At 65.8% G+C, this 22,584-nt stretch carries 25 protein-coding genes; 16 read left to right on the top strand and 9 right to left on the bottom strand.

Annotation, left to right across the window (positions count from 1 at the left end; translation table 11 throughout):
* Nucleotides 1–16 precede the first annotated feature (16 nt).
* Genes infB through I5803_RS02890 form a run of 5 tightly spaced genes read left to right on the top strand, consistent with a single transcriptional unit; the run spans nt 17 to nt 6,977 of the window.
* Nucleotides 17–2,890, top strand: a complete 2,874-nt coding sequence (gene infB, locus I5803_RS02910) for a translation initiation factor IF-2 (RefSeq protein ID WP_196984919.1) — start codon at nt 17–19, stop codon at nt 2,888–2,890.
* A gap of 42 nt (nt 2,891–2,932) precedes the next feature.
* Nucleotides 2,933–3,304 carry a 30S ribosome-binding factor RbfA gene (gene rbfA / locus I5803_RS02905; protein WP_196984918.1) on the top strand — a complete coding sequence of 124 codons (372 nt, stop codon included), beginning with the start codon at nt 2,933–2,935 and terminating at the stop codon, nt 3,302–3,304.
* Between the two features lie 2 nt (nt 3,305–3,306).
* A complete protein-coding gene (gene truB / locus I5803_RS02900; protein ID WP_196984917.1) occupies nt 3,307–4,248 on the top strand; it encodes a tRNA pseudouridine(55) synthase TruB in 942 nt (313 codons plus the stop codon).
* Nucleotides 4,245–6,080 (top strand): translational GTPase TypA, encoded by a 1,836-nt coding sequence (typA, locus tag I5803_RS02895; RefSeq protein ID WP_196984916.1) that lies wholly within the window; start codon nt 4,245–4,247, stop codon nt 6,078–6,080. Before truB ends, typA begins: the two co-directional genes overlap by 4 nt.
* Before the next feature lie 57 nt (nt 6,081–6,137).
* Nucleotides 6,138–6,977 carry a DMT family transporter gene (locus I5803_RS02890; protein ID WP_196988437.1) on the top strand — a complete coding sequence of 280 codons (840 nt, stop codon included), beginning with the start codon at nt 6,138–6,140 and terminating at the stop codon, nt 6,975–6,977.
* A 3-nt stretch (nt 6,978–6,980) separates the two neighbouring features.
* Here the strand turns inward: I5803_RS02890 and smpB are convergent, their stop codons facing one another.
* Nucleotides 6,981–7,454: an SsrA-binding protein SmpB gene (gene smpB / locus I5803_RS02885; RefSeq protein WP_196984915.1), complete on the bottom strand. Its 474-nt coding sequence runs from the start codon at nt 7,452–7,454 to the stop codon at nt 6,981–6,983.
* 140 nt (nt 7,455–7,594) lie between these two features.
* Here smpB and I5803_RS02880 point away from each other — a divergent pair, with 140 nt between their 5' ends.
* Together I5803_RS02880 and I5803_RS02875 are read left to right on the top strand one after the other, a co-directional pair.
* On the top strand, nt 7,595–8,032 hold the full coding sequence (locus tag I5803_RS02880; RefSeq protein WP_196984914.1) for a type II toxin-antitoxin system RatA family toxin: 438 nt from the start codon (nt 7,595–7,597) through the stop codon (nt 8,030–8,032).
* Nucleotides 8,025–8,369, top strand: coding sequence for an RnfH family protein (locus I5803_RS02875; protein WP_196984913.1), 345 nt, complete (start codon nt 8,025–8,027; stop codon nt 8,367–8,369). Before I5803_RS02880 ends, I5803_RS02875 begins: the two co-directional genes overlap by 8 nt.
* Before the next feature lie 7 nt (nt 8,370–8,376).
* Here I5803_RS02875 and I5803_RS02870 read toward each other — a convergent pair whose 3' ends face one another.
* Nucleotides 8,377–8,898 (bottom strand): DUF4124 domain-containing protein, encoded by a 522-nt coding sequence (locus tag I5803_RS02870; RefSeq protein ID WP_196984912.1) that lies wholly within the window; start codon nt 8,896–8,898, stop codon nt 8,377–8,379.
* A gap of 141 nt (nt 8,899–9,039) precedes the next feature.
* Between I5803_RS02870 and guaB the strand changes: the two genes are divergently transcribed.
* The 9 genes from guaB (at nt 9,040) to I5803_RS02825 (ending at nt 17,002) form a co-directional block, all read left to right on the top strand.
* Nucleotides 9,040–10,509 carry an IMP dehydrogenase gene (guaB, locus tag I5803_RS02865; protein ID WP_196984911.1) on the top strand — a complete coding sequence of 490 codons (1,470 nt, stop codon included), beginning with the start codon at nt 9,040–9,042 and terminating at the stop codon, nt 10,507–10,509.
* 76 nt (nt 10,510–10,585) lie between these two features.
* Nucleotides 10,586–10,834, top strand: coding sequence for a type II toxin-antitoxin system Phd/YefM family antitoxin (locus I5803_RS02860; RefSeq protein WP_196984910.1), 249 nt, complete (start codon nt 10,586–10,588; stop codon nt 10,832–10,834).
* Nucleotides 10,831–11,265, top strand: a complete 435-nt coding sequence (locus I5803_RS02855) for a type II toxin-antitoxin system VapC family toxin (RefSeq protein WP_196984909.1) — start codon at nt 10,831–10,833, stop codon at nt 11,263–11,265. The genes I5803_RS02860 and I5803_RS02855 overlap by 4 nt, the downstream gene beginning before the upstream one ends.
* A 5-nt stretch (nt 11,266–11,270) precedes the next feature.
* Nucleotides 11,271–12,893 carry a glutamine-hydrolyzing GMP synthase gene (gene guaA, locus I5803_RS02850; RefSeq protein WP_196984908.1) on the top strand — a complete coding sequence of 541 codons (1,623 nt, stop codon included), beginning with the start codon at nt 11,271–11,273 and terminating at the stop codon, nt 12,891–12,893.
* Between the two features lie 4 nt (nt 12,894–12,897).
* A complete protein-coding gene (locus tag I5803_RS02845; RefSeq protein WP_196984907.1) occupies nt 12,898–13,830 on the top strand; it encodes an adenylate/guanylate cyclase domain-containing protein in 933 nt (310 codons plus the stop codon).
* 19 nt (nt 13,831–13,849) lie between these two features.
* A complete protein-coding gene (locus I5803_RS02840; protein ID WP_196984906.1) occupies nt 13,850–14,494 on the top strand; it encodes an FMN-binding negative transcriptional regulator in 645 nt (214 codons plus the stop codon).
* Nucleotides 14,491–14,721: a hypothetical protein gene (locus I5803_RS02835; protein ID WP_196984905.1), complete on the top strand. Its 231-nt coding sequence runs from the start codon at nt 14,491–14,493 to the stop codon at nt 14,719–14,721. The genes I5803_RS02840 and I5803_RS02835 overlap by 4 nt, the downstream gene beginning before the upstream one ends.
* The gene (gene tadA / locus I5803_RS02830; protein WP_196984904.1) at nt 14,718–16,091 is read left to right on the top strand and encodes a tRNA adenosine(34) deaminase TadA; all 1,374 of its coding nucleotides are present in this window, start codon (nt 14,718–14,720) and stop codon (nt 16,089–16,091) included. The genes I5803_RS02835 and tadA overlap by 4 nt, the downstream gene beginning before the upstream one ends.
* Nucleotides 16,088–17,002: an LD-carboxypeptidase gene (locus I5803_RS02825; RefSeq protein ID WP_354001613.1), complete on the top strand. Its 915-nt coding sequence runs from the start codon at nt 16,088–16,090 to the stop codon at nt 17,000–17,002. The genes tadA and I5803_RS02825 overlap by 4 nt, the downstream gene beginning before the upstream one ends.
* Nucleotides 17,003–17,014: 12 nt before the next feature.
* Here the strand turns inward: I5803_RS02825 and I5803_RS02820 are convergent, their stop codons facing one another.
* The 7 genes from I5803_RS02820 to I5803_RS02790 form a co-directional block, all read right to left on the bottom strand.
* Nucleotides 17,015–17,281, bottom strand: a complete 267-nt coding sequence (locus I5803_RS02820) for a hypothetical protein (protein WP_231402325.1) — start codon at nt 17,279–17,281, stop codon at nt 17,015–17,017.
* Between the two features lie 276 nt (nt 17,282–17,557).
* Nucleotides 17,558–18,004 carry a DUF6174 domain-containing protein gene (locus tag I5803_RS02815; protein ID WP_196984901.1) on the bottom strand — a complete coding sequence of 149 codons (447 nt, stop codon included), beginning with the start codon at nt 18,002–18,004 and terminating at the stop codon, nt 17,558–17,560.
* A gap of 18 nt (nt 18,005–18,022) precedes the next feature.
* Nucleotides 18,023–18,859 carry a fimbrial protein gene (locus I5803_RS02810; RefSeq protein WP_196984900.1) on the bottom strand — a complete coding sequence of 279 codons (837 nt, stop codon included), beginning with the start codon at nt 18,857–18,859 and terminating at the stop codon, nt 18,023–18,025.
* Nucleotides 18,860–19,168: 309 nt separating this feature from the next.
* Complete coding sequence (locus I5803_RS02805) at nt 19,169–20,713, bottom strand: class I SAM-dependent methyltransferase (protein WP_196984899.1); 1,545 nt, start codon at nt 20,711–20,713, stop codon at nt 19,169–19,171.
* On the bottom strand, nt 20,707–21,366 hold the full coding sequence (locus tag I5803_RS02800; protein ID WP_196984898.1) for an ankyrin repeat domain-containing protein: 660 nt from the start codon (nt 21,364–21,366) through the stop codon (nt 20,707–20,709). The genes I5803_RS02805 and I5803_RS02800 overlap by 7 nt, the downstream gene beginning before the upstream one ends.
* Nucleotides 21,363–22,169, bottom strand: coding sequence for a TatD family hydrolase (locus I5803_RS02795; protein WP_196984897.1), 807 nt, complete (start codon nt 22,167–22,169; stop codon nt 21,363–21,365). Before I5803_RS02795 ends, I5803_RS02800 begins: the two co-directional genes overlap by 4 nt.
* 49 nt (nt 22,170–22,218) lie before the next feature.
* Entirely contained in the window at nt 22,219–22,581 is a 363-nt protein-coding gene (locus I5803_RS02790; RefSeq protein WP_196984896.1) for a PilZ domain-containing protein, read from the bottom strand.
* Nucleotides 22,582–22,584 lie beyond the last annotated feature (3 nt).

Genomic DNA, 22,584 nt, shown 5'->3' with positions numbered 1-22,584 from the left:
GAAGGCACCAGAACACATGTCCAGTACTACCGTCGCCGAGTTCGCCAGCGAACTCAAGAAATCGACCGACACCTTGCTTGAACAACTTCGCAGCGCGGGCGTGGCCAAATCGGCCCCGTCCGACGCCCTGAGCGAAGCCGACAAGCAGAAGCTGCTCGGCTACCTGCAGGCCAGCCACGGCACCGCCACGCCCGAGCGCAAGAAGATCACGCTGGTGAAGAAATCCACCAGTGAGATCAAGCAGGCCGACTCGAGCGGCAAGGCCCGCACCATCCAGGTCGAGGTGCGCAAGAAGCGCACCTTCGTCAAGCGTGACGAAGGCTCCGACACGGCTGTCGTCGAGGCGCCCGAACCGGAGGTGCAGGAGCCCGTCGCCCACCAGATCGACGAAGCGGAATTGACCCGCCGCGAGGAAGAGGCGCGCCGCCAGGCCGAATTCATCCGCCGCCAGGAGGAAGAACTCGCCGAGAAGCGCCGCCTGCGCGAGGAGGCGGAAGCGCGCGAACGCGACGTCGCCGAGAAGGCCGCTGCCGCCCAGCAGGCCGAAGCTGCGAAGGCCGAGACCGGTGCGCAGCCGAAGTCAGCCGCGAAGGCTGTCGTGGACGAAGCCGCCACGGCCGTCGCCAAGGCGCAAACCGAAGCCCGCGAGAAGGCCGCTGCCGAATCGAAGGCCCGGGCCGACGAGGAAGCCGCGCGCGCCGCCGACCTGGGCGAGCGCCGCCGCAAGGCCGAGGCTGAAGCGGCCGCCATTCGCCAGATGATGTCGGCCCCCAAGAAGGTCCTGGTGCCCCATAAGGCACCCGAACCCGTGAAGCCGGTGGCCAAGGCCGACCCGGCCAAGCCGGGCGCCAAGGGCACGTTGCACAAGCCCGCGGTCGGCACCGGCACGGGCCGCCCGCCCGCGCCCGGCGCCGCGCCGGCGGCACCCGGCGGTGCTGGCAAGGAAGTCAAATCCGCCAAGCTGTCGTCCAGCTGGGCCGGCGATCCTGCCAAGAAGAAGGAAATCAAGACCCGTGGCGACAGCACCGGCGGCGTGGGCCGCAACAGCTGGCGCGGCGGGCCACGAGGCCGCCGCGACAGCCGCGACCACCGCGGGGGCGACGACCAGTCGCAAGCCGCACCGGTCGAAGCCCGCGTCATCGAAGTGCACGTGCCCGAGACCATCACGGTCGCGGAACTCGCGCACAAGATGGCGGTGAAGGCCGGTGAAGTGATCAAGGCGCTGATGAAGATGGGCCAGATGGTCACCATCAACCAGCCGCTGGACCAGGACACCGCGATGATCGTCGTCGAGGAAATGGGCCACAAGGCGGTCACCGCCGCGCTGGACGATCCGGAGGCCTTCACCGAGCAGGACGTCGGTGCCGCCGAGGGCGAGGCCCTGCCGCGCGCGCCGGTCGTCACAGTGATGGGTCACGTTGACCACGGAAAGACCTCGCTGCTGGACTACATCCGCCGCGCCAAGGTCGCCTCGGGCGAGGCGGGCGGCATCACGCAGCACATCGGCGCCTACCACGTCGAAACGCCGCGCGGGATGATCTCCTTCCTGGACACCCCGGGCCACGAGGCGTTCACCGCCATGCGCGCCCGCGGTGCGCAGGCGACGGACATCGTGATCCTGGTCGTGGCCGCGGACGACGGCGTCATGCCGCAGACCAAGGAAGCCATCAAGCACGCGAAGGCGGCCGGCGTGCCCATCGTGGTCGCGATCAACAAGATCGACAAGCCCGATGCCAACCTCGACCGCGTGAAGCAGGAACTGGTGGCCGAAGAGGTGGTGCCAGAGGAATACGGCGGCGAGTCGCCGTTCGTGCCTGTGTCCGCGAAAACGGGCGCTGGCATCGACGCGCTGCTCGAACAGGTGCTGTTGCAGGCCGAAGTGCTGGAGCTCAAGGCCCCGGTCGCCGCGATGGCCAAGGGCCTCGTGATCGAGGCGCAGCTGGACAAGGGGCGCGGCCCCGTGGCGACCGTGCTGGTCCAGTCGGGCACGTTGAACACCGGCGACGTGGTGCTCGCGGGCCAGACGTTCGGCCGCGTGCGCGCCATGCTGGATGAAAACGGAAAGTCGATCAAGTCCGCCGGACCCTCGATCCCCGTGGAAATCCAGGGCCTGACCGAAGTGCCGCAGGCCGGCGACGAGTTCATGGTGCTGACCGACGAGCGCCGCGCGCGCGAAATCGCGACCTACCGCGCAGGCAAGTTCCGCAATACCAAGCTGGCCCGCCAGCAGGCGTCCAAGCTGGAGAACATGTTCACCGACATGACCGCCGGCGAGGTGAAGATGGTTCCGATCATCATCAAGGCCGACGTGCAGGGCTCGCAGGAGGCGCTGGGGCAGTCGCTGCTCAAGCTCTCCACCGACGAGGTCAAGGTGCAACTGGTGTATTCCGCGGTGGGCGGCATCAGCGAGTCCGACATCAACCTGGCGATCGCCTCCAAGGCCGTGATCATCGGCTTCAACGTGCGGGCCGATGCCGGCGCGCGCAAGCTTGCCGAGAGCAACGGCGTGGACATTCGCTACTACAGCATCATCTACGACGCCGTGGACGAACTGAAGGTTGCGATGTCGGGCATGCTGGCGCCGGAAAAGCGCGAGGAAGTCATCGGTACCGCGGAAGTCCGCACCGTGTTCGTCGCGTCCAAGATCGGCACCGTCGCGGGTTGCATGGTCACCTCGGGCGCGGTCAACCGCTCGGCGCACTTCCGCCTGCTGCGCGACAACGTCGTGGTCTACACGGGCGAGGTCGATTCGATCAAGCGGATGAAGGACGACGTGCGCGAGGTCAAGGAAGGCTTCGAGTGCGGTATCAAGCTGAAGAACTACAACGACATCAAGGAAGGCGATCAGCTGGAGTTCTTCGAGATCAAGGAAATCGCCCGTACGTTATGACGGGTCAACGGACCGCCTGCGGCGGTCCGACCTTCTGCAAATATGGTCCGTAAAGCTGCCACCACGCCCAACCGCGCCTTCAAGGTCGCCGATCAGATCCAGCGCGATCTGACGGAGTTGATCGCGCGCGAGCTGAAGGACCCTCGCGTGGGCATGGTGACGATCCAGGCGGTGGAAGTCACGCCCGACTACGCGCACGCGAAGGTCTTCTTCAGCGTGCTCGTGGGCGACCCCGCGGAATGCGAGCTGGCGTTGAACCAGGCCGCGGGATTCCTGCGCAACGGCCTGTTCAAGCGTTTGCACATCCACACCGTGCCGACGCTGCACTTCCAGTTCGACCGCACGACCGAACGCGCGGCGGACATGAACGCCTTGATCGCCAAGGCGGTTTCCTCCCGCGCCAAAGAGGACTAGCCATGAACGCGCCACGCACCAGGGTGCAGCGGCGCCCTGTGCATGGGGTGTTGTTGCTCGACAAACCGCTGGGTCTATCCAGCAACAATGCCTTGCAGAAGTGCAAATGGCTGCTGCGCGCCGAGAAGGCCGGCCACACGGGCACGCTCGATCCGCTGGCCACCGGCGTGCTGCCGCTTTGCTTCGGCGCCGCGACCAAATTCAGCCAGCTGCAGCTCGAAGCGGACAAGACCTACGAAGCCACCATCCGGTTGGGCGTGAAGACATCCACCGGGGATGCCGAGGGCGACGTCATCGAACAGCGGGAAGTTCCCGCCATCGACGCCGCGGCGCTGGCACAGCTCGTGCAGCGTTTCAGCGGTGCGCAACGACAAATCCCACCGATGCACAGCGCATTGAAGAAAGATGGCAAGGCACTGTACGAGTACGCACGGGCGGGCGAGGAAGTGGAGCGCGAAGCGCGCAACGTGGTGATCCACGACTTGTCGCTGGCTCCCTCCGGCCCGAGCGAGCTGCGCATGGTCGCACGCGTCAGCAAGGGCACGTACATCCGCACGCTGGGCGAGGACATCGGCGCAGCGCTCGGCTGCGGCGGACACCTCACCTCGCTGCGGCGGACTGCGACAGGGCAATTCGAGATCGCCCGGTGCGTCACGCTCGACGCGTTCGAGGCGATGGACGAGGGCGCGCGCGTCTCGGCCCTGTTGCCCGTGGATTCGCTGCTCGAAGGACATACCCATGTCACCCTCGATCCGGACAATGCCGGACGATTCCTGAGCGGGCTGCGCCGGCGCGGCGATTGGCTGGATGCCGAGCAGGTGGCCGTCTACGGCGACAGTCCCCGCGCGCTTCTTGGCACCGCCCACGCGAAGGGCGGCGAACTCATTCCGGGCAGGCTCCTGAGCCCGCCCGAAGTCGAACAGATTCTGGAAAGCAACACATGACCAACAAGCAAATCCGCAACATCGCGATCATCGCGCACGTCGACCACGGCAAGACCACCATGGTCGACCAGCTCCTTCGCCAGTCCGGCACCTTCGCCGAACACGAAAAGGTGGTCGACACCGTGATGGACAACAACGCCATCGAGCGCGAACGCGGCATCACCATCCTGGCAAAAAACTGCGCGGTGAGCTGGAAGGGGACGCACATCAACATCGTCGACACCCCCGGCCACGCGGACTTCGGCGGCGAAGTGGAGCGTGCGCTGTCGATGGTGGACGGCGTCGTGCTGCTGATCGACGCGCAGGAAGGCCCGATGCCGCAGACGCGCTTCGTGACCAAGAAGGCGCTGGCCCTGGGCCTGCGTCCCATCCTCGTCGTAAACAAGGTGGACAAGCCGGGCGCGCGTCCGCAATACGTCGTCGACGCGGCTTTCGACCTGTTCGACAAGCTGGGCGCGACCGACGAGCAGCTCGATTTCCCCGTGGTCTATGCCTCGGGCATCAACGGCTGGAGCTCCATGGACGAAGGCGCGCAGGGCGAGCAGTGGGGCCCCGACATGTCGGCGCTCTTCGACACCATCCTCGCGCACGTGCCGCCGCACGAGGGCGATCCGCAGGCGCCTCTGCAGCTGCAGATCTCCGCGCTGGATTTCTCCACCTTCGTCGGCCGCATCGGCGTCGGCCGCATCCACTCGGGCACGGTCAAGCCCGGGATGGACGTGCTCGTGTTGGAAGGCCCGGAAGGTTCGGCCATCAAGGGTCGCGTCAACCAGGTGCTGACCTTCCAGGGTCTGGAGCGCGTGCAGGTGACCGAAGCCGGACCCGGCGAAATCGTGCTGATCAACGGCATCGCGGACATCGGCATCGGCGTGACCGTCACGGACCCCGTGAACCCCGCGCCGCTGCCCATGCTGAAGGTGGACGAGCCCACGCTGACCATGAACTTCTGCGTCAACACCAGCCCCCTGGCCGGAAGAGAGGGCAAGTACGTGACCAGCCGCCAGATCTGGGACCGCCTGCAGAAGGAACTGCAGCACAACGTGGCGCTGAAAGTCGCGGAAACCGACGAGGAAGGCATCTTCGAGGTGATGGGCCGTGGCGAACTGCACCTGACCATCCTGCTGGAAAACATGCGGCGCGAGGGCTACGAGCTCGCCGTCTCCAAGCCCCGCGTCGTCTTCAAAACGGTCAACGGCGAGAAGCACGAGCCGATCGAGCTCGTGACCGTGGACATCGAAGAGCAGCACCAGGGCGGCGTGATGCAGGCCCTGGGCGAGCGCAAGGGCGACCTCGTGAACATGGACCCGGACGGCCGGGGCCGCGTGCGCCTCGAATACCGCATCCCGGCGCGGGGCCTGATCGGCTTCACGAACGAGTTCCTGAACCTGACGCGCGGCTCGGGCCTGATTTCCAACATCTTCGACAGCTACGAAGCGCACAAGGGCGAGATCGGCGGCCGCAAGAACGGCGTGCTGATCTCCATGGACGACGGCGAGATCTTCAACTATGCCCTGGGCAAGCTGGACGATCGCGGCCGCATGTTCGTGCGCGCGAACGACCCGGTATACGAAGGCATGATCGTCGGCATCCACAGCCGCGACAACGACCTCGTCGTCAACGCGACCCGCACCAAGCAGCTCACCAACTTCCGCGTGAGCGGCAAGGAAGACGCGATCAAGATCACGCCGCCCATCATGGTCACGCTGGAATACGGCGTCGAGTTCATCGAGGACGACGAACTGGTCGAGATCACACCCAAGTCGATCCGCCTGCGCAAGCGCCACCTGAAAGAGCACGAGCGCAAGCGCGCATCGCGCGAAGTCGCGGCCTGAGAACGGCCCGGCAGCGGTGAGGTGAGGAAGCTTTCCCACGGACAGGCCGTGCTCGGCATGGTCGCGGTGACCCTGATGTGGTCGATCGCGGGCGTGACCACGCGCCACCTGGAGCAGGCGCGCGGCTTCGAGATCACCTTCTGGCGAAGCTTCTTCACGGTGCTGTCGCTGCTGGTGATCCTGCCCTTCTTCCAGGGGCGGGAGGTCTTTTCGCGCATCCGGCACGGCAGGGGCGCCTTCTGGCTTTCCGGACTGTGCTGGAGCGTCATGTTCACCGCGTTCATGATGGCGCTCACGATGACATCGGTGGCGAATGTGCTGGTGACGATGTCGCTCGGGCCCTTCCTCACGGCGCTGATCGCGCGCATCTTCATCGGGCACCGCATTCCCGTGCGCACCTGGGTGGCCATCGCCGTCGCGGGCGGCGGGATCGCCTGGATGTATGTCGCGGACGTTTCCGCGGGCTCTCTCGCCGGTACGCTCGTGGCGCTGTGCGTTCCACTCGCGGCCGCCATCAACTGGACCGTCACCCAGCGCTCGCACGCTCGTGGCGAAAACGTCGATCTCGTGCCCTCCGTTCTGGTCGGCGCCGTGATTTCATCGCTGGTGACCTTGCCGCTTGCGATCCCCTTCCAGGCTTCCGTGCACGACCTCGGTCTTCTGGGGTTGCTGGGGCTGGTGCAACTCGCCATTCCCTGCGCACTTTCCGTCGTGTGCGCGCGCGTGCTCGAGGCTCCGGAAGTTTCCTTGCTGGCGCTGCTCGAAGTGATCTTCGGGATCCTGCTGGCCTGGGCGGGCGCGGGCGAGGTGCCGGGCACGAACGTGCTGACGGGCGGCCTGCTGGTGATGGGTGCGCTGGTCGCGAACGAGGTCGTGGGCTGGCGACGCCGCGCCTGAATCTCAGCGCGTGCGCGATTTCATCGCGCGTTCGACTTCGCGCTTGCCTTCGCGGTCCTTGATGGTGGAGCGCTTGTCATGTTCGGCCTTGCCCTTGGCCAGCGCGATCTCGCATTTGACCTTGCCGTCCTTCCAGTGCAGGTTCAGCGGCACGAGGGTGTAGCCCTTCTGCTCGACCTTGCCGACGAGGCGCTTGATCTCTTCCTTGTGCAACAGCAGCTTCTTGGTTCGGACGGCATCGGGACTCACGTGGGTGGACGCGCTGCGCAACGGGTTGATCTGGCAGCCGATCACGTACAGCTCGCCATCCTTCACGACGACATACCCGTCGGTCAGCTGGACCTTGCCTTCGCGCAGCGCCTTCACTTCCCAGCCTTGCAGCACCATGCCGGCCTCGTATTTCTCCTCGAAGAAATAATTGAAGGCAGCTTTCTTGTTGTCGGCGATGCGACTCGCGGTGTCGGGTTTTTTGGCCATTCACTGACAGATTGTTAACCCCCACGGCTCGATAATCGAGCCTGCCCCGAAGGGGGCTTTGCACAGCTTGGGGCGGCCCGGCGCAGTGCAAGGGTGACAGCGTGTCGTCACTACAATGCCCGCGCGGCCCCGCATTCTCTATGAAAACCGTCCACAAATCCGTCCTCATCTGGTACAGCGCCGAGGAAATGTTCGCGCTGGTGACGGACGTCGCCCGCTATCCCGAGTTCCTGCCGTGGTGCGACCAGTCGAAGGTGCTGGAGCAGGATGCACAGGGCATGCGGGCCGAAATCGGCATTTCCTTCGGCGGCATCCACCAGAAGTTCACGACCCGAAACGATCATGAAGCCGGCCGCAAGGTGCGCATGAAGCTGGTCGATGGCCCGTTTTCGCAGCTGGATGGGGAATGGCGCTTTGTCCCGCTGGGTGAGGGCCAGCGGGCCTGCAAGGTCGAGCTGGACATGCGCTACGGTTTCGACAACGCAGCCTTGGGCGCGCTCGTCGGACCGGTCTTCGACAAGATCGCGGGGAGCCTGGTCGATGCTTTCGTCAAGCGCGCGGAGCAGGTCTATGGCTGAGTCGTCCTTCTTCGCGGTGACCCTCGTGTATTCGGCGGGGCCGCGGCAAGTGCGGGAATGGTCGCTGCACTTGGCCCAGGGCGCGACCGTGGGCCAGGCCATCGAAGCCAGTGGCCTGCGCGAAGAGTTTCCTGAGCTGCCGCAGGAATTGTCCCTGGGGATTTGGGGCCGCAAGGTGCCGCCGCAGCAAGCCTTGCGGGACGCGGACCGCGTGGAGATCTACCGGCCTCTTGGCGTCGATCCGAAGCTCGCGAGGCGCGAGCGGTTCCGCAAGCAGGGAGCCCGCGCGGCGGGGCTGTTTGCCCGCAAGCGCGCGGGCGCGAAGGCCGGCTACTGAACGAAGGTCAGGAGGCGGCCTTGCAGTCGCTGGCGATCACGCCGTCGAGTCGCTTGGCTTCCGCGGCGCGCTGGGCGTCATCGAGATATTCCTGCTCGCCTTTGGCGTTCATGCGCGAGATGCGAACGCCCGAATCGAAAGCCTGCTTGGAACGCTTGGCCCGCGCGCAGTTATCGGCGCGCATGCGCGCGAGTTCTTCCTCCTGCGCCTTCTTCTTGTCCGCCTCCGCGGATTCGGCGGCCTTCTTTTTCGCCTCGAGCTCCTTGTCCTTGCCACTCAGCTGCGGAGCGGGCGGCTTGGGGGGGGTGGCCGCCGAAGCCGCGGATGCTGGCTCCGTGGGCACCATCGAAATCGATTTGCCTTTCACGCCCGACGGTGCGCGCAGGATGTTCTTGGCAGGCAGGTCGGGTGGTGGCGCCTGGTCGCTGAAGACCTTGCGGCCGTCCTTGTCGATCCATTGCCACTGCGCCATGCCCGCGACGGGCACGAGGCAGGCGAGGGTGAGGAGGCAGGCGCGAATCGGTTTCATGGCGCGAGTGTAGCGCCCGGGCCCACGTGTGCGCTACAGGGGCGCGCGCGCCTGTGCGCACTTGGTCACGAAGGGATTCGCCGCCCGCACAGGGTTAGTACCGAGGGGACACGAGTACAATCCGTTTTTTGGAGCTTTGACATGCGCCTCTTAGGAAAAGCGCTCACCTTCGACGATGTGTTGCTGGTGCCCGCGTTCTCCCAGGTCCTGCCCAAGGACACCTCCCTCGCGACCCGTCTCTCCCGCAACATCACCCTGAACCTGCCGCTGGTGTCCGCCGCCATGGACACGGTCACGGAAGCGCGCCTCGCGATCGCCATTGCGCAGGAAGGCGGCATCGGCATCGTCCACAAGAACCTCACCCCGAAGCAGCAAGCCGCCGAAGTGGCGCGCGTGAAGCGCTACGAGTCCGGGGTTCTCCGCGACCCGGTGGTGATCACCCCCGAACATACGGTGCGCCAGGTCTCGGCGATGTCCGAGCAGCTGGGAATCTCGGGCTTCCCGGTGATCGACGGCGGCAAGGTTGTTGGCATCGTGACCGGGCGGGACCTGCGCTTCGAGACGCGCTACGACGTCCCCGTGAGCCAAATCATGACGCCCCGCGAGAAGCTCATCACGGTGCGCGAGGGGACGAGCGCCTCCGAGGCGAAGGCGCTGCTGAACAAGCACAAGCTGGAGCGCCTGCTCGTGATCAACGATGCGTTCGAGCTCAAAGGCCTGATCACCGTCAAGGACATCTTCAAGCAGACCAGCTTTCCCAACGCCGCGCGCGACAGCGCGGGGCGCTTGCGAGTGGGCGCGGCCGTGGGCGTCGGTGAGGGCACCGAGGAACGCGTCGAAGCCTTGGTCAAGGCCGGCGTGGACGCGATCGTGGTCGACACCGCGCACGGCCACAGCAAGGGCGTGATCGAGCGCGTGCGCTGGGTCAAGCAGAACTATCCGCAAGTGGATGTGATCGGCGGCAACATCGCCACGGGCGCCGCGGCGCTGGCACTGGCGGAAGTGGGAGCGGATGCGGTCAAGGTCGGCATCGGCCCGGGCTCCATTTGCACGACGCGCATCGTCGCCGGCGTCGGCGTGCCGCAGATCATGGCCATCGACAATGTCGCCACCGCGCTCAAGGGCAGCGGCGTCCCGCTGATCGCCGACGGCGGTATCCGCTATTCGGGCGACATCTCCAAGGCCATCGCGGCCGGCGCCAGCACGGTGATGATGGGCGGCATGTTCGCCGGCACCGAGGAAGCACCGGGCGAAATCGTCCTGTTCCAGGGCCGCAGCTACAAGAGCTATCGCGGGATGGGCTCCATCGGCGCCATGCAGCAAGGCAGCGCGGACCGCTATTTCCAGGAATCCTCCACGGGCAACCCGAATGCGGACAAGCTGGTGCCGGAAGGCATCGAGGGACGCGTGCCGTACAAGGGCTCGCTGGTCTCCATCGTGTTCCAGATGGCCGGCGGCGTCCGAGCCAGCATGGGCTATTGCGGTTGCGCCACGATCGAGGAAATGCGCAACAAGGCGGAATTCGTGGAAATCACGGCCGCCGGCATCCGCGAGAGCCACGTCCACGACGTGCAGATCACCAAGGAAGCCCCGAACTACCGAGCGGACTGAGGACGATTCTGGCCAGACTTGAAAATCTGGCACGAATATCCTAGAATTTGGCCAGAATCAAACTTCTGGCCAAATCATGCAGCGCACTGGCATCTTCGAAGCCAAGAACAACTTCTCCGCCTTGATCGAGACGGTCGAGCGGGGCGAGGAAGTCCGCATCACCCGCCACGGCAAGGAGGTGGTCCGCATGCTGCCCATGCGCCGCAAGCCGGTCATCACGGACGAGCAGATCACCCGCGAGCTCGACCAGATCGCCAGCCTCCACAAGACGATCAAGCCCGGCCCTTCCTGGCGCGAACTGCGCGAAGAGGGACGTCAGTCATGACCGCGTTCGTCCTGGACGCATCCGTGACCGCGGCGTGGCTCCTGCCCGACGAGGCCAGCGACCACACGCGGCGCCTCTACGCACGCATCCGCCGCGATGAAGTCGAACCCCAGGCCCCGGACCTTTGGCAATGGGAGTGCGCCAACATCGTCGCCAACGGCGTGCGGCACGGCCGCATACCCGCCGCGGCCGTGGAGGGCTTGTGGAGCGTGCTCGAGGCGATACGCCACCGCGTCGATCTGCACGAACTCGCGCCCGCGCAGCACAAGGCCGTGCTGGGGATGGCCATGGACGCGGGCCTGTCCGCTTGCGACGCCGGCTACATGTGGCTCGCGCGTTCCCTCAACCTGCCCCTCCTGACCTTCGACCGCAAGATGGCGTCTGCCGCGCCCGGCTGCGGCGTCAAGCTCCTCGACATCGCCACGATCTGAATCCCATGTCTCACCAGAAAATCCTCATCCTCGACTTCGGCTCCCAGGTCACCCAATTGATCGCGCGCCGCATCCGCGAGGCCCACGTCCTGAGCGAAGTGCATCCCTGCGACGTCTCCGACGACTGGATCCGCCAGTACGCCGCCGACGGCAACCTCAAGGGCGTGATCCTCTCCGGCAGCCACGCCAGCGTCTACGAAGACACGACGGACAAAGCCCCGCAGGCCGTGTTCGAACTCGACGTGCCCGTGCTCGGTATCTGCTACGGCATGCAGACCATGGCGCACCAGTTGGGCGGGAAGGTGGAAGGCGGCCACAAACGCGAGTTCGGCTCCGCCAGCGTCCGCGCAAGGGGCCATACGAAGCTGCTGGACGGCATCGCCGACTTCACCACGTCGGAGGGCCACGGCATGCTCGACGTGTGGATGAGCCATGGCGACAAGGTCACCGAACTGCCGCCGGGCTTCAAGCTCATGGCCAGCACGGACAGCTGCCCGATCGCCGGCATGGCGGACGAGGCGCGCCGCTTCTACGCCGTGCAGTTCCACCCGGAAGTCACGCACACGAAGCAGGGCAGGGCGATCCTGGAGCGCTTCGTCACCGGCATCTGCGGTGCGCGGCCCGACTGGGTCATGCGCGACCACGTGGCCGAAGCCGTGGAAGCCATCCGCAAGCAGGTCGGCGACGAGGAGGTGATCCTCGGCTTGTCCGGCGGGGTCGACTCCTCGGTGGCGGCGGCCCTTATCCACCGCGCCATCGGCGACCAGCTCACGTGCGTCTTCGTCGACCACGGCCTGCTGCGCCTGAACGAGGGGGACATGGTCATGGACATGTTCGCGGGCAAGCTCCACGCGAAGGTCATCCGCGTCGACGCGAGCGAAGCCTTCCTGGGCAAGCTCGCCGGCGTGAGCGAGCCGGAGGCCAAGCGCAAGATCATCGGGCGCGAGTTCGTCGAGGTGTTCAAGGCGGAGGCCGCGCGCCTGAAGGCCGGCCTGGACGGCACGCACAAGGGCGCGAAGTGGCTTGCGCAGGGGACCATCTACCCGGACGTGATCGAATCCGGCGGCGCCAAAAGCAAGAAGGCCGTGACGATCAAGAGCCACCACAACGTCGGCGGCCTGCCCGAACAGCTCGGCCTCAAGCTGCTGGAGCCGCTGCGCGACCTGTTCAAGGATGAAGTGCGCGAGCTGGGCGTCGCGCTGGGCCTGCCGCCGGAGATGGTGTACCGCCACCCCTTCCCCGGGCCGGGCCTGGGCGTGCGGATTCTCGGCGAAGTGAAGAAGGAGTACGCCGACCTGCTGCGCCGCGCGGATGCGATCTTCATCGAGGAACTGCGCAACCACATCGACGCGGAAACCGGCAAGTCCTGGTACGAGCTTACGAGCCAGGCGTTCACCGTGTTCCTGCCGGTCAAGAGCGTGGGCGTGATGGGCGACGGCCGCACCTACGACTACGTCGTGGCGCTGCGCGCGGTGCAGACCAGCGACTTCATGACCGCCGACTGGGCCGAGCTGCCCTACGCCCTACTGAAAAAGGTGTCCGGCCGCATCATCAACGAGGTGCGCGGGATCAACCGGGTCACTTATGATGTGAGCAGCAAACCACCAGCAACCATCGAATGGGAATGAGCCCGTGACGCGCGAAACGAACCCCAGCACCACGGTCGTTTTCGCGGATCTCACCGGCAGCACCGGCGTCTTCGAGGCGCTCGGCAATTCACTGGCCACCCAGGCCATCACCACGCTCACGCACTGGATCGGCAGCGTCTGCATCGCGCACGGCGGGCGCGTGGTCAAGACACTGGGCGATGGCGTGCTGGCCGTCTTTCCTGACGGCAGCTCCGCGATCCATGCCGTGGTGGAACTCCAGCGCATCCACAACCAGCGCCTGCAGGAATGGCCCAACAACCTGCGCATGCGCCTGCAGGTCGGCGTGGCCAGCGGGGAGGTGATCGAGGTCGACGGCGATTGCTACGGCGATGCGGTCAATGTGGCCTCGCGCCTGTCTGACCTGTCAGGCGCCGACCAGATCTGGGCCACCGATACCGTCATCTCCCAGGTGGACGACCCGGGGCCCGGCGTTCGCTTCCTGAGCCTGGGCGCGATCCAGATTCGCGGCAAGACCGAGCCGCGCGTGGTGTACCGCGCCGACTGGCAGGAAGATTCGGAAACCGTCAATCTCACCGCGCCCGCGGCGCTGGAGCACCTCCAGCCCGCGAAGAAGAAAGAGGCCGCGATCGAATTCTGCTGGCTCGACCAGCGTGCGACCTTTGCGAGCACGCAGATGCCGGTGCACCTGGGCCGGGTGGAAGAAGCGGAGTTCGTCGTGAACGACCAGCGCGTGTCCCGCCTGCACGTGCGCGTGGACTGGAAGAACGGCGGTTTCGTGCTCACCGACCTGAGCAGCTACGGCACCTGGGTGCGCTTCCAGGGCAGCCTGAGCGAGGTGGCGCTGCGCCGCGGCGAATGCCTGCTCCATGCCGACGGGGAACTCGCGCTCGGGGCCCCGTTCCATGACTTCACGGTGCCGACCGTGGCCTTCAAGCTCTCGAGCGCCCCCGCCTGAGCGGCTGCACAATTCGCGGATGTACCAGCCTCCCCACTTCAAATCGAAGGACCCGGCCCATGCGGTGCGGCTGATGCGCGAGCATCCCTTCGCGAGCCTGATCTCCATGGACGACACCGGCTTGCCCTTCGTCACGCACCTGCCCTTGCACCTTGAGGAGCGCAACGGCGACTTCGTGCTCCTGGGCCACTGCGCCAAGCCGAATCCCCACTGGCGTTACCTGCAGGCGCGGCCGCGCGCGGTGGTGACTTTCCTCGGGCCGCATGCCTACCAGTCGCCGAAGATCTATCCGGACCTTGCGCGGGTGCCGAGCTGGACGTACCTGGCGATCCATTGCACCGTCGATGCCACGCTGGTCGAGGATCCGCTCGCGAAGGATCGCCTGCTCAAGAAGCTGATCGGGGACCACGAGCCCCCTTACGCCGAACAGTGGCGAGGCCTGGGCGAGGAGTTCGCGCACAAGATGCTGGCCGGCATCGTGGGCTTCGAGTTGAAGGTCACCGAGTTGCAATGCAAGCTGAAGCTCAACCAGCACCGTCCCGAGTCGCATGCGGCGATGAAGGCGATCTATGAACGCGGCAACGAGAACGAGCGCGAACTCGCGTCCTGGATGGACACGCTCGGCATGACGGCCGCCGCACCCGCAGCAGGAGAAAGCACATGAGGATCGTCTTCGGAGTCTTGAGCCTGCTGGTCGTTGTCGCGATCGTGGGCGTGCTCGCCAAGAAACAACTCGGCGCCGTGGCGCCTGCGGCCCCGCCGGCCGCGGCGGCGGCGCCTGGCTCCATGCCGGCCCTCAGCGGAACGCCGCAGCAGCAGGTGCAGCAATTCCAGCAGGCGGTGCAGGGCGCCGTGCAACAGGCGCGTCCGCCGGCCGACGACACCAAGTGAGCGACGCGCGCTTCATGGCGCTGGCGCTGGAGCAGGCGCGCCTGGCCGGCGACAGCGGCGAGGTGCCCGTCGGCGCCGTGGTCGTGAAGGATGGCGTGGTGATCGGCACCGGTCGCAATGCGCCGATCGCCACGCACGACCCGACCGCGCACGCGGAAATCGCCGCATTGCGCGCGGCGGCCGCCGCCGTCGGCAACTACCGGCTGGACGGTTGCGAGCTGTACGTGACGCTCGAGCCTTGTGCAATGTGCGCGGGCGCGATGCTCCACGCGCGGCTGGCCCGGGTCGTGTACGGTGCGGCCGATCCCAAAACCGGCGCGGCAGGTTCGGTGACGGACCTGTTCGCGCAGCCGCGGATCAATCACCAGACACGCGTCGAAGGCGGTGTGCTGGCCTCGGAATGTTCGAAGGTGCTGGCAGGGTTTTTCGCGCAGCGCCGGGAGGACGCGCGCACGGCCGCCTCACCGCTGCGCGAAGACGCCTTGCGAACACCCGATGCACGATTCGACAAGCTGCCCGGCTACCCCTGGGAGCCGCACTACATCAGCGACTTGCCCGCCTTGGCTGGGCTGCGCATGCACTACCTCGACGAGGGTCCGCAGGATGCGCCCGTGACCTGGCTGTGCCTGCACGGCAACCCCGCGTGGAGTTACCTGTACCGGCGCATGATCCCGATCTTCCTCGCTGCCGGGCACCGCGTGATCGCCCCGGACCTGATCGGCTTCGGCAAGAGCGACAAGCCCAAGCGCGTGGAGGCGCACACCTTCAGTTGGCACCGCCAGGTGCTGCTGGAGTTCGTGGAGCGCCTGCAACTGCAGGACGTCGTGCTCGCAGTCCAGGATTGGGGCGGGCTGCTCGGACTGACGCTGCCGATGGAAGCGCCACATCGATACCGCGGCTTGCTGGTCATGAACACGGCCCTCGCGACCGGCGATGCCCCCCTCAGCCCCGGATTCCTCGCGTGGCGAGACATGTGCGCGAAAAATCCCGACTTCGACATCGCGCGCCTTTTCTCCAGGGGCAACCCGCACATGAGCGCCGAGGAGTGCGCCGCCTACAACGCACCGTTCCCGGACAAGGGCCATCGGGCCGCCACGCGGGCGTTCCCGCCCATGGTCCCCGAACACCCGGACTCCGATGGCGCGCCGGTGTCGCGCAGGGCCCGCGACTTCTGGGCGAACGAGTGGTCCGGCCGCACGATGATGGCCGTCGGCGCGCAGGACCCGGTGCTCGGCCTGCCTGTGATGCAGGCGCTCCGGGCCCACCTTCGCGGATGCGGCGAACCGATGGTGATCGGGGAGGGCGGGCACTTCGTGCAGGAACGCGGCGAGGCGATCGCGCAGGCGGCAGTGGGATACTTCCGGCCGTGAAGAAACATATCTACATCTACTCGCCCTCGAGCGCCGTGCGCGACAAGGCCGTCATCCGCCGCGGCGCCGCGCGGCTCAAGGCCCTGGGTTACGAGGTCGAACTCGATGAAGCCGCGCTCGCCACCCACATGCGGTTCGCGGGCGACGACGACACCCGGCTGGCCGCGATCGACCGCGCGGCGGCCAGCGGCGCGGACATCGCCCTCATCACTCGCGGCGGCTATGGACTCACGCGCCTGCTGCCGCGCATCAACTACAAACAGGTCGCCAAAGCCATCAAGGGCGGCACGCAGTTCGTGGGGCTCAGCGACTTCACGGCCTTCCAGAGCGCCGTGCTCGCGAAGACGGGCGCCGTGACCTGGTCGGGCCCGGCGCTCGGGGAAGACTTCGGCGTGGAGGGCGAACCGGACGACATCATGCAGTCGTGCTTCGAAGACCTGGTGAGCGGGCAGGGCGAAGGCACCGGTTGGCAGTTGCCGAAGTCGGAAGCGCAGGCCAAGGTACTCCAGCTGAAGGGCACCCTGTGGGGCGGCAACCTGTCCATCATCGCGTCGCTGGCCGGGACGCCCTGGATGCCCAAGGTCAAGGGTGGCATCCTGTTCCTGGAGGATGTGCACGAGCATCCGTATCGCGTGGAGCGCATGCTGACGCAACTCCTGTACGCGGGCGTGCTGAAGCAGCAGAAGGCCATTGTCCTGGGCCACTTCACCAACTACAAGCCGGCGCCGCACGACAAAGGTTTCCGGCTGCAGACGGTGGTGGACTGGCTGCGCAGCCAGGTCAAGGCGCCAGTGTTCACGCAATTGCCTTTCGGCCACGTCCCGACCAAGGTCGCCCTTCCCGTGGGCGCAACGGTGCACCTCGCGGTCGAGGGCAGGGATGCGTTCGTGTTGTGGGGGCACCGCCACTAGGCGGCCACAAAGTCAGCCCACGAGGGGGCTGGGGCGGGAATCCAGGCTGCCGGGCAGCAGCCCGCGGAACATCTCGGTGATGGATCCCACCTTCTGCCGGGCCGCGACTTCTCCGTGCATGGCTGCCAGGGCACCCATCAGGTCGCCGCGCAAGTACCACAGCGCCTGGATGTCGTTGGCGTAGCGGATGCGCCGCGTGATCTGCGGAAAGTGCCTCATCCCCGTCTCGCCGAGCACCTGGAGCATCGACTCGCGGATGTCCTCGGTGCCCCCGTCCATGACCGATTCGGACGGCGGAAGGGGGTTACCCAACAGGCCGTAGATACTGCTTCTAAGATTCGGTTTCAACCAACGCATTTGGACTTCTGGGTTCCCCTTCGGGATGACCAATCGTGATTGGGAATAACAAGTTAGTCCGACTCTAGCTCGGGCGCAAGGCGTTCCTGTGACGGATTGCACGGAAAACCTGCAGAGAAATCAACGAGTTAGTAACGAAAGGTGGAGCCGTTTCTGAATGTCACCGGGGCGGCCGGGTTTCCATGTACGCCTTCCCGCTCATCCCTCGATGGCAAAGCCGCTGATGGTGTACCTCAGCTCATCGTCGGCGGCACCTTTGATGTAGTCGATGTAGACCTCCCGGAACTCTCCGTGAGGGCTGCCGGCCACGAACCGGACCTGGAGCCCGCGAGCGTACGCGGCGTCTACCGTGGCATAGATGTCGGACATAGAGGGAATCCGCGCGAGATCGGCGGCGTCGACCGGGGTCCCGTCGGAGTAGACGGCCGAGACGACTTGTCCGTCGCGCACCATGACGACTCTGGCACCGCCCCTGGACGGGCACAGGCAGGCTTGGTCCAGTGTGAATCGATAGTCGGAAATGTGGGATGCCTGCCAAGAAGCTTTTGCCGCAATGTAGTCGCCGGGGAGCGGGTCATCTGCGGTGCCGCCTCCGCAACCGGCCACTGAAAGCAGAATCACAAAGGCCAGGATGTAATTTAACATAATATACATCGTATAAAATCACTGGTACGTCACGGTGAACGATGCGACAGCCGACACCGTGCCTGCAGTCACCGACCCGCCGCTTGGCTTGACGTACCCTGCGTAGTACTGGAACACGTTGGTGCCGTCGGTCAAGACAAAGACGTCGTCTTTCGTGGAGTCGATCGCGGTGAAGTCGCCCTTGAGAATCTGTACCCAGACGTTAGACGTCCCGGAGCTGCAGATGACCGTGGTGCTGCCGCCGCTGCAGGCGCTCGAGAATGCCCAAGTCAAATGCGCGGTGTAACCGGCGTTCCCCGCCTCCCCATTGTTTGCCGTGCTGATGCACGACGCGAGCGAGATTTGGAAGCGCGTCTTGCCGACCGCAGAGGAACTGCCCTCGACGCTAGAAGTGCTGACCTTGGGAAGCTGGACGGTTTGCGTACCGCTGAGGACACCGGCGCAGGCGGGAACGAAGATGGGGATGTTAAAAGTGCCCGATGTGGTGAAGACCCCGACGGTTGGGCACCCGCTGCCGCTGATGCACCCGATTCCTCCATAGTTGGCATTGGTGATGCTTTGAGTCCCACGGATCCTGCGCGTGCCCAAAACAAACCTGCCAGAGGACGTTGCGATCAACGTGCAATTCGCGAACTTGGCGCCTTGGGCAGCCACTTCGATATGCGCAGGAAAGATCGTTGTCGTCACCGGAGGGCAATCTCCCTGGGTGGTAAACGTGGGGCTACCGACCATTTGAATATTGATGCCCCTTGCCGTGGTTTGAAATTCGACCGAGGTATTTCCCCAGTTGAAAGTTGCCATCACGCCGCTGTTGATTACATTGTGGGAGTCACAATTCCTGATGGTGATGGTCATGGTGAATGGCCCACTCCCCAGCGGCGTGCCCGCGGGTGTTCCAGGCGGAACGGCGAGAGTGGTGGGGAGCCCCGTCATGGCGGTATCGACGCTTGCGCAATCTGTAGCCAGCACGGGCTGAGCGACCAGGGCCAGCAATGCCAGCGCAAACCTCACCAAGAGCCACCTCGCAGGTAGGGCCCGCTTTACCATCGAGTTCATGTGCGTAGGCGCCAGCGCGTCCATCGTGTGTCGAACTCGACGTTATCGAGGATCGGTCGCCCGGCCGATATGGGCCAGATGGCCGAAAGGTGACCTAGGGCCCAGCTGTTAAGCAACCATCAATGCTTGCAGAACAGGCAAGCGCTTCTGCGCAAACTCCCTCGCCTGCGCGGTCAACTCCGCCAGGTTCTCCGCTGGCGTGGCCAAGGGCTTGCCGTCCTTCACGACCTGCTGGGACTGCGACGAGATCACTGCCCAGGCGTCGCGAGCCCATTCCTCGGGTTGCTTCTTTCCGGCGAAAAGCGAGTTCAGGAACAGCTGGTGGAACCTCGGCGCGGAGATCCCGCCGCCGGTCACCGGGCTGGCCAAGCTGCCGACGTCGTTGCCCAGGGCCGCGCCGTCCACCAGATGCCGGTTCAGCTTGTCGCTCGTGGGCTTCATCCGCCCGGCGGCGTCGGACTCCACCGCGGCGTGGACGCTGCCTTTGCCCGACAACACCATGAGGGCCTGCACCAGCTGCGCGAGGCCTACGCCCCGCTGCGCCACGGCGGCCTCCAGCTGGCGGATCGACTTCGGCTGGTTGTCCGCCAGGGCATCGAGGATGGGCGGATAGATGTCCTCGCTCAGTACCAGCTCGCCTTGCGGGCTCGTCGCCTTCAAGGTCACTTCGGCGCGCGGCTGGAGCAAAACGACCAGTTGCTGGCGCACCCGTTCGACCTGCTCGGTCCCGGTGAGGCGCCGGGGCCCCTTGACCCAGTAGTCCTTGCGGAATCCCTGGTTGATGCAGAAATCCCGTACCGTCTGCTTGAAAGCGGGATCAGGGATCTCAGCCACGAGGGCCTGCTGCTCCGGCGACAAATTGATGGAGTCGACCTGTTCCAGGCAATTCGCCGAGCCGACAAAGGACAGCTTGGCCGGCTCCAGCCAGCGGGACATCCGCTGGAAGGACATCGGCTCCCAATCACGGTTGAAGTACTCGTGGGCCACGTAGTTGCGGTTGTGTGCCCCGATCTTCTTGAGCCGGTCGGCGACGCCCGGGTTGGCCCGCCCGAACGCCGTGTTGGCCGCCATCAGCTTGTCCGCGAAGGCCAGCGCTGCATCGATCCTGGGGATGCGGCCCTGGCCCGGGGCGCCCATCACTTCCGAATGCTGGACCAGCAATTCGCGCACCGGCAGCATCGCGGCCCAGCCGGGCTGCGTGTTGTAGCTGACATAGAGCACGCCGCCGACCTTCAATTTGCGCCGGACGAAATCGGTGATGACCGCGCGGTTCTCGTCGCTGATCCAGCTCCAGATGCCGTGCAGGGCGATGAAGTCCATGGCCGGCAGGTCGGGGCGGGCGCAGAACTCGGCGAAGGATTCGTCGAACAGTTGCGCCCTGGCGCCCGAGGCCTGCGCGAGCGACTGGGCGTAGTGCGCCTGGGACGGATTGAAGTCTGTTCCCCACCAGCGCCCGCCTCCCGCGGCTGCGTGCGCATTGATGCTGACGCCCTGGCCGAACCCCAGTTCGCACGCGGTTTCGACGGCGGGCGGCGCGAAGCCCGAAAACAGGAATGGAAGCCGGATGTTCAGGGGATTGAGCTCGGCGTAATAGCCGTAGGTGTAGCCGATATCGGCCACGTACCCGGAGGTCCAGTCGTCCGTCGTCACCATTTCCCTTTCGGTTGTGCGGCCCGGGCGGACGCCGAGAGGAGTTCCGCGGCGTCGCGGCGGTTGCCGCGTTGCGCGAAGTCCATCGCCGTGAGCCCGAGCTGGTTCTTCAACCCCGGATCGGCACCCGAGTCCAGGAGCAATTTCACCGCCTGGGGCGAGCCGTACTGGGCCGCCATCATGAGCGGTGTCGTTCCATTGGGCGACTCCGCGTCGATGTACGCATGGTTTTCCAGCAGCAGCTCGATGATGGCCAGGTGCCCGCCAGTCGCCGCATAGTGCAATGGCGTCCAGCCCGTCTTGTTCACGTCGGCATTGCGTTCGATGAGGAGTTTCGCGATGTCCAGGTGCCCTTTCAGTGCCGCCATCATCAATGGGCTTTCGTCCTGCGCTGTTCGCGATTCGACCTTCGTCGACGGCCACCGCGCCAGCACCGGGGTGACCTTCATGGAACCTTCGCGCAAGGCCGAAAACAGGCCGGTGAGGCCGTCCGGTCCGGGCGTGTTCGGGTCGAACCCGCGCTGCAGCAGGGCGGTCATCGCGCCCGGATCGTCGCGCTTGATGGCGATGAAAAAATCGTCGTACGAGCCTGCAATGGCCGCCGAAAATCCAATGAAAACAAGGCAATACGCAAGAAACTTCACGTGAGCTTTCATGCGCAAACCCCCTTGAAGAGGCGTTCGAAATTCGCGCTGGTGGCGGCGGCGATGTCCTCGACGGGGACCTGCCGAACCTGCGCGATCTGCATCGCCACGTGCGGTACGTAGGAAGGGTTGTTGGTTTTCCCGCGAAAGGGCACGGGCGCGAGGTAGGGGCTGTCGGTTTCGATCAGCAGGCGGTCCATGGGGACGAAGGCTGCCACGTCACGCAGGTCCTGTGCGCTCTTGAAGGTGAGGATGCCGGAAAACGAAATGTAGAAGCCGGCGTCGAGGGCCGCCCTGGCGACTTCGGCCGTTTCCGTGAAGCAGTGGAACACCCCGCCGGCGCTGCCGGCCGACCCGTCCTCGCCCTCTTCCTTCAGGATCGCGACAGTATCGGCGGACGCCGAGCGGGTGTGGATCACGAGCGGCTTGCCGGTCTGCCGTGCCGCATGGATGTGCGTGCGGAAGCGGGCCCGCTGCCAGTCCAGGTCGGACACGGCGCGGCCGCCCTTGCGCGCTTCCATCTCGTAGTAATCGAGACCCGTCTCCCCGATGGCAACGACCCGCGGGCGCCCTGCCCGCTCCACCAGGTCGGCAACCGTGGGTTCGGTCACGCCTTCGTTGTCCGGGTGGACCCCGACGGTCGACCAGAAGTTGTCGTAGCGCATGGCCAGCGCGTGCACATCCTCGAACTCCTCCAGTGTGGTGCAGATGCAAAGGGCGCGGTCCACGCCGGCCCGGGTCATGGCTTCGCGGATCTGCGGCAGTTGGTCGGCGAGTTCCGGGACGGTGAGGTGGCAGTGGGAGTCGACGTACATGGACAGCGAAGGGGTGGGCGCCGCGGCGGCTTGCGCAGCGCCGGCGCGCTCAGATGGTCTGCGTGGGGCGCTCGGACGCGAGGTGGCCGCCCAGGAGCTCTTCGATCTTGATCTTCAGCAGCCTGGACTTTTCGTCGGCGGGAAAACGAACGCCGACGCCCTGCGTCCGGTTGGCCGCGGCCCGGGCAGGGGTAACCCACGCGACCTTGCCCGCCACGGGGTAGCGCTGGGGATCGTCCGGCAGCGACAGGAGCACGTAGACGTCGTCGCCGAGCTTGTACTCGCGCGTCGTCGGGATGAAGACGCCGCCGTCCGCGAACAGCGGGATGTACGCGGCGTACAGCGCGGCCTTTTCCTTGATGGCCAGCTGGATGACGCTGGGACGCGGCGTGGAGTGCGGTGCGGTGCTCATGGC

Source organism: Caenimonas aquaedulcis (assembly GCF_015831345.1).
In the GTDB taxonomy this organism is placed as follows: Bacteria; Pseudomonadota; Gammaproteobacteria; order Burkholderiales; family Burkholderiaceae_C; genus Ramlibacter; species Ramlibacter aquaedulcis.
Note: the sequence above shows the minus strand (reverse complement) of the source record. Positions and strands in the feature narration are given on the sequence as shown.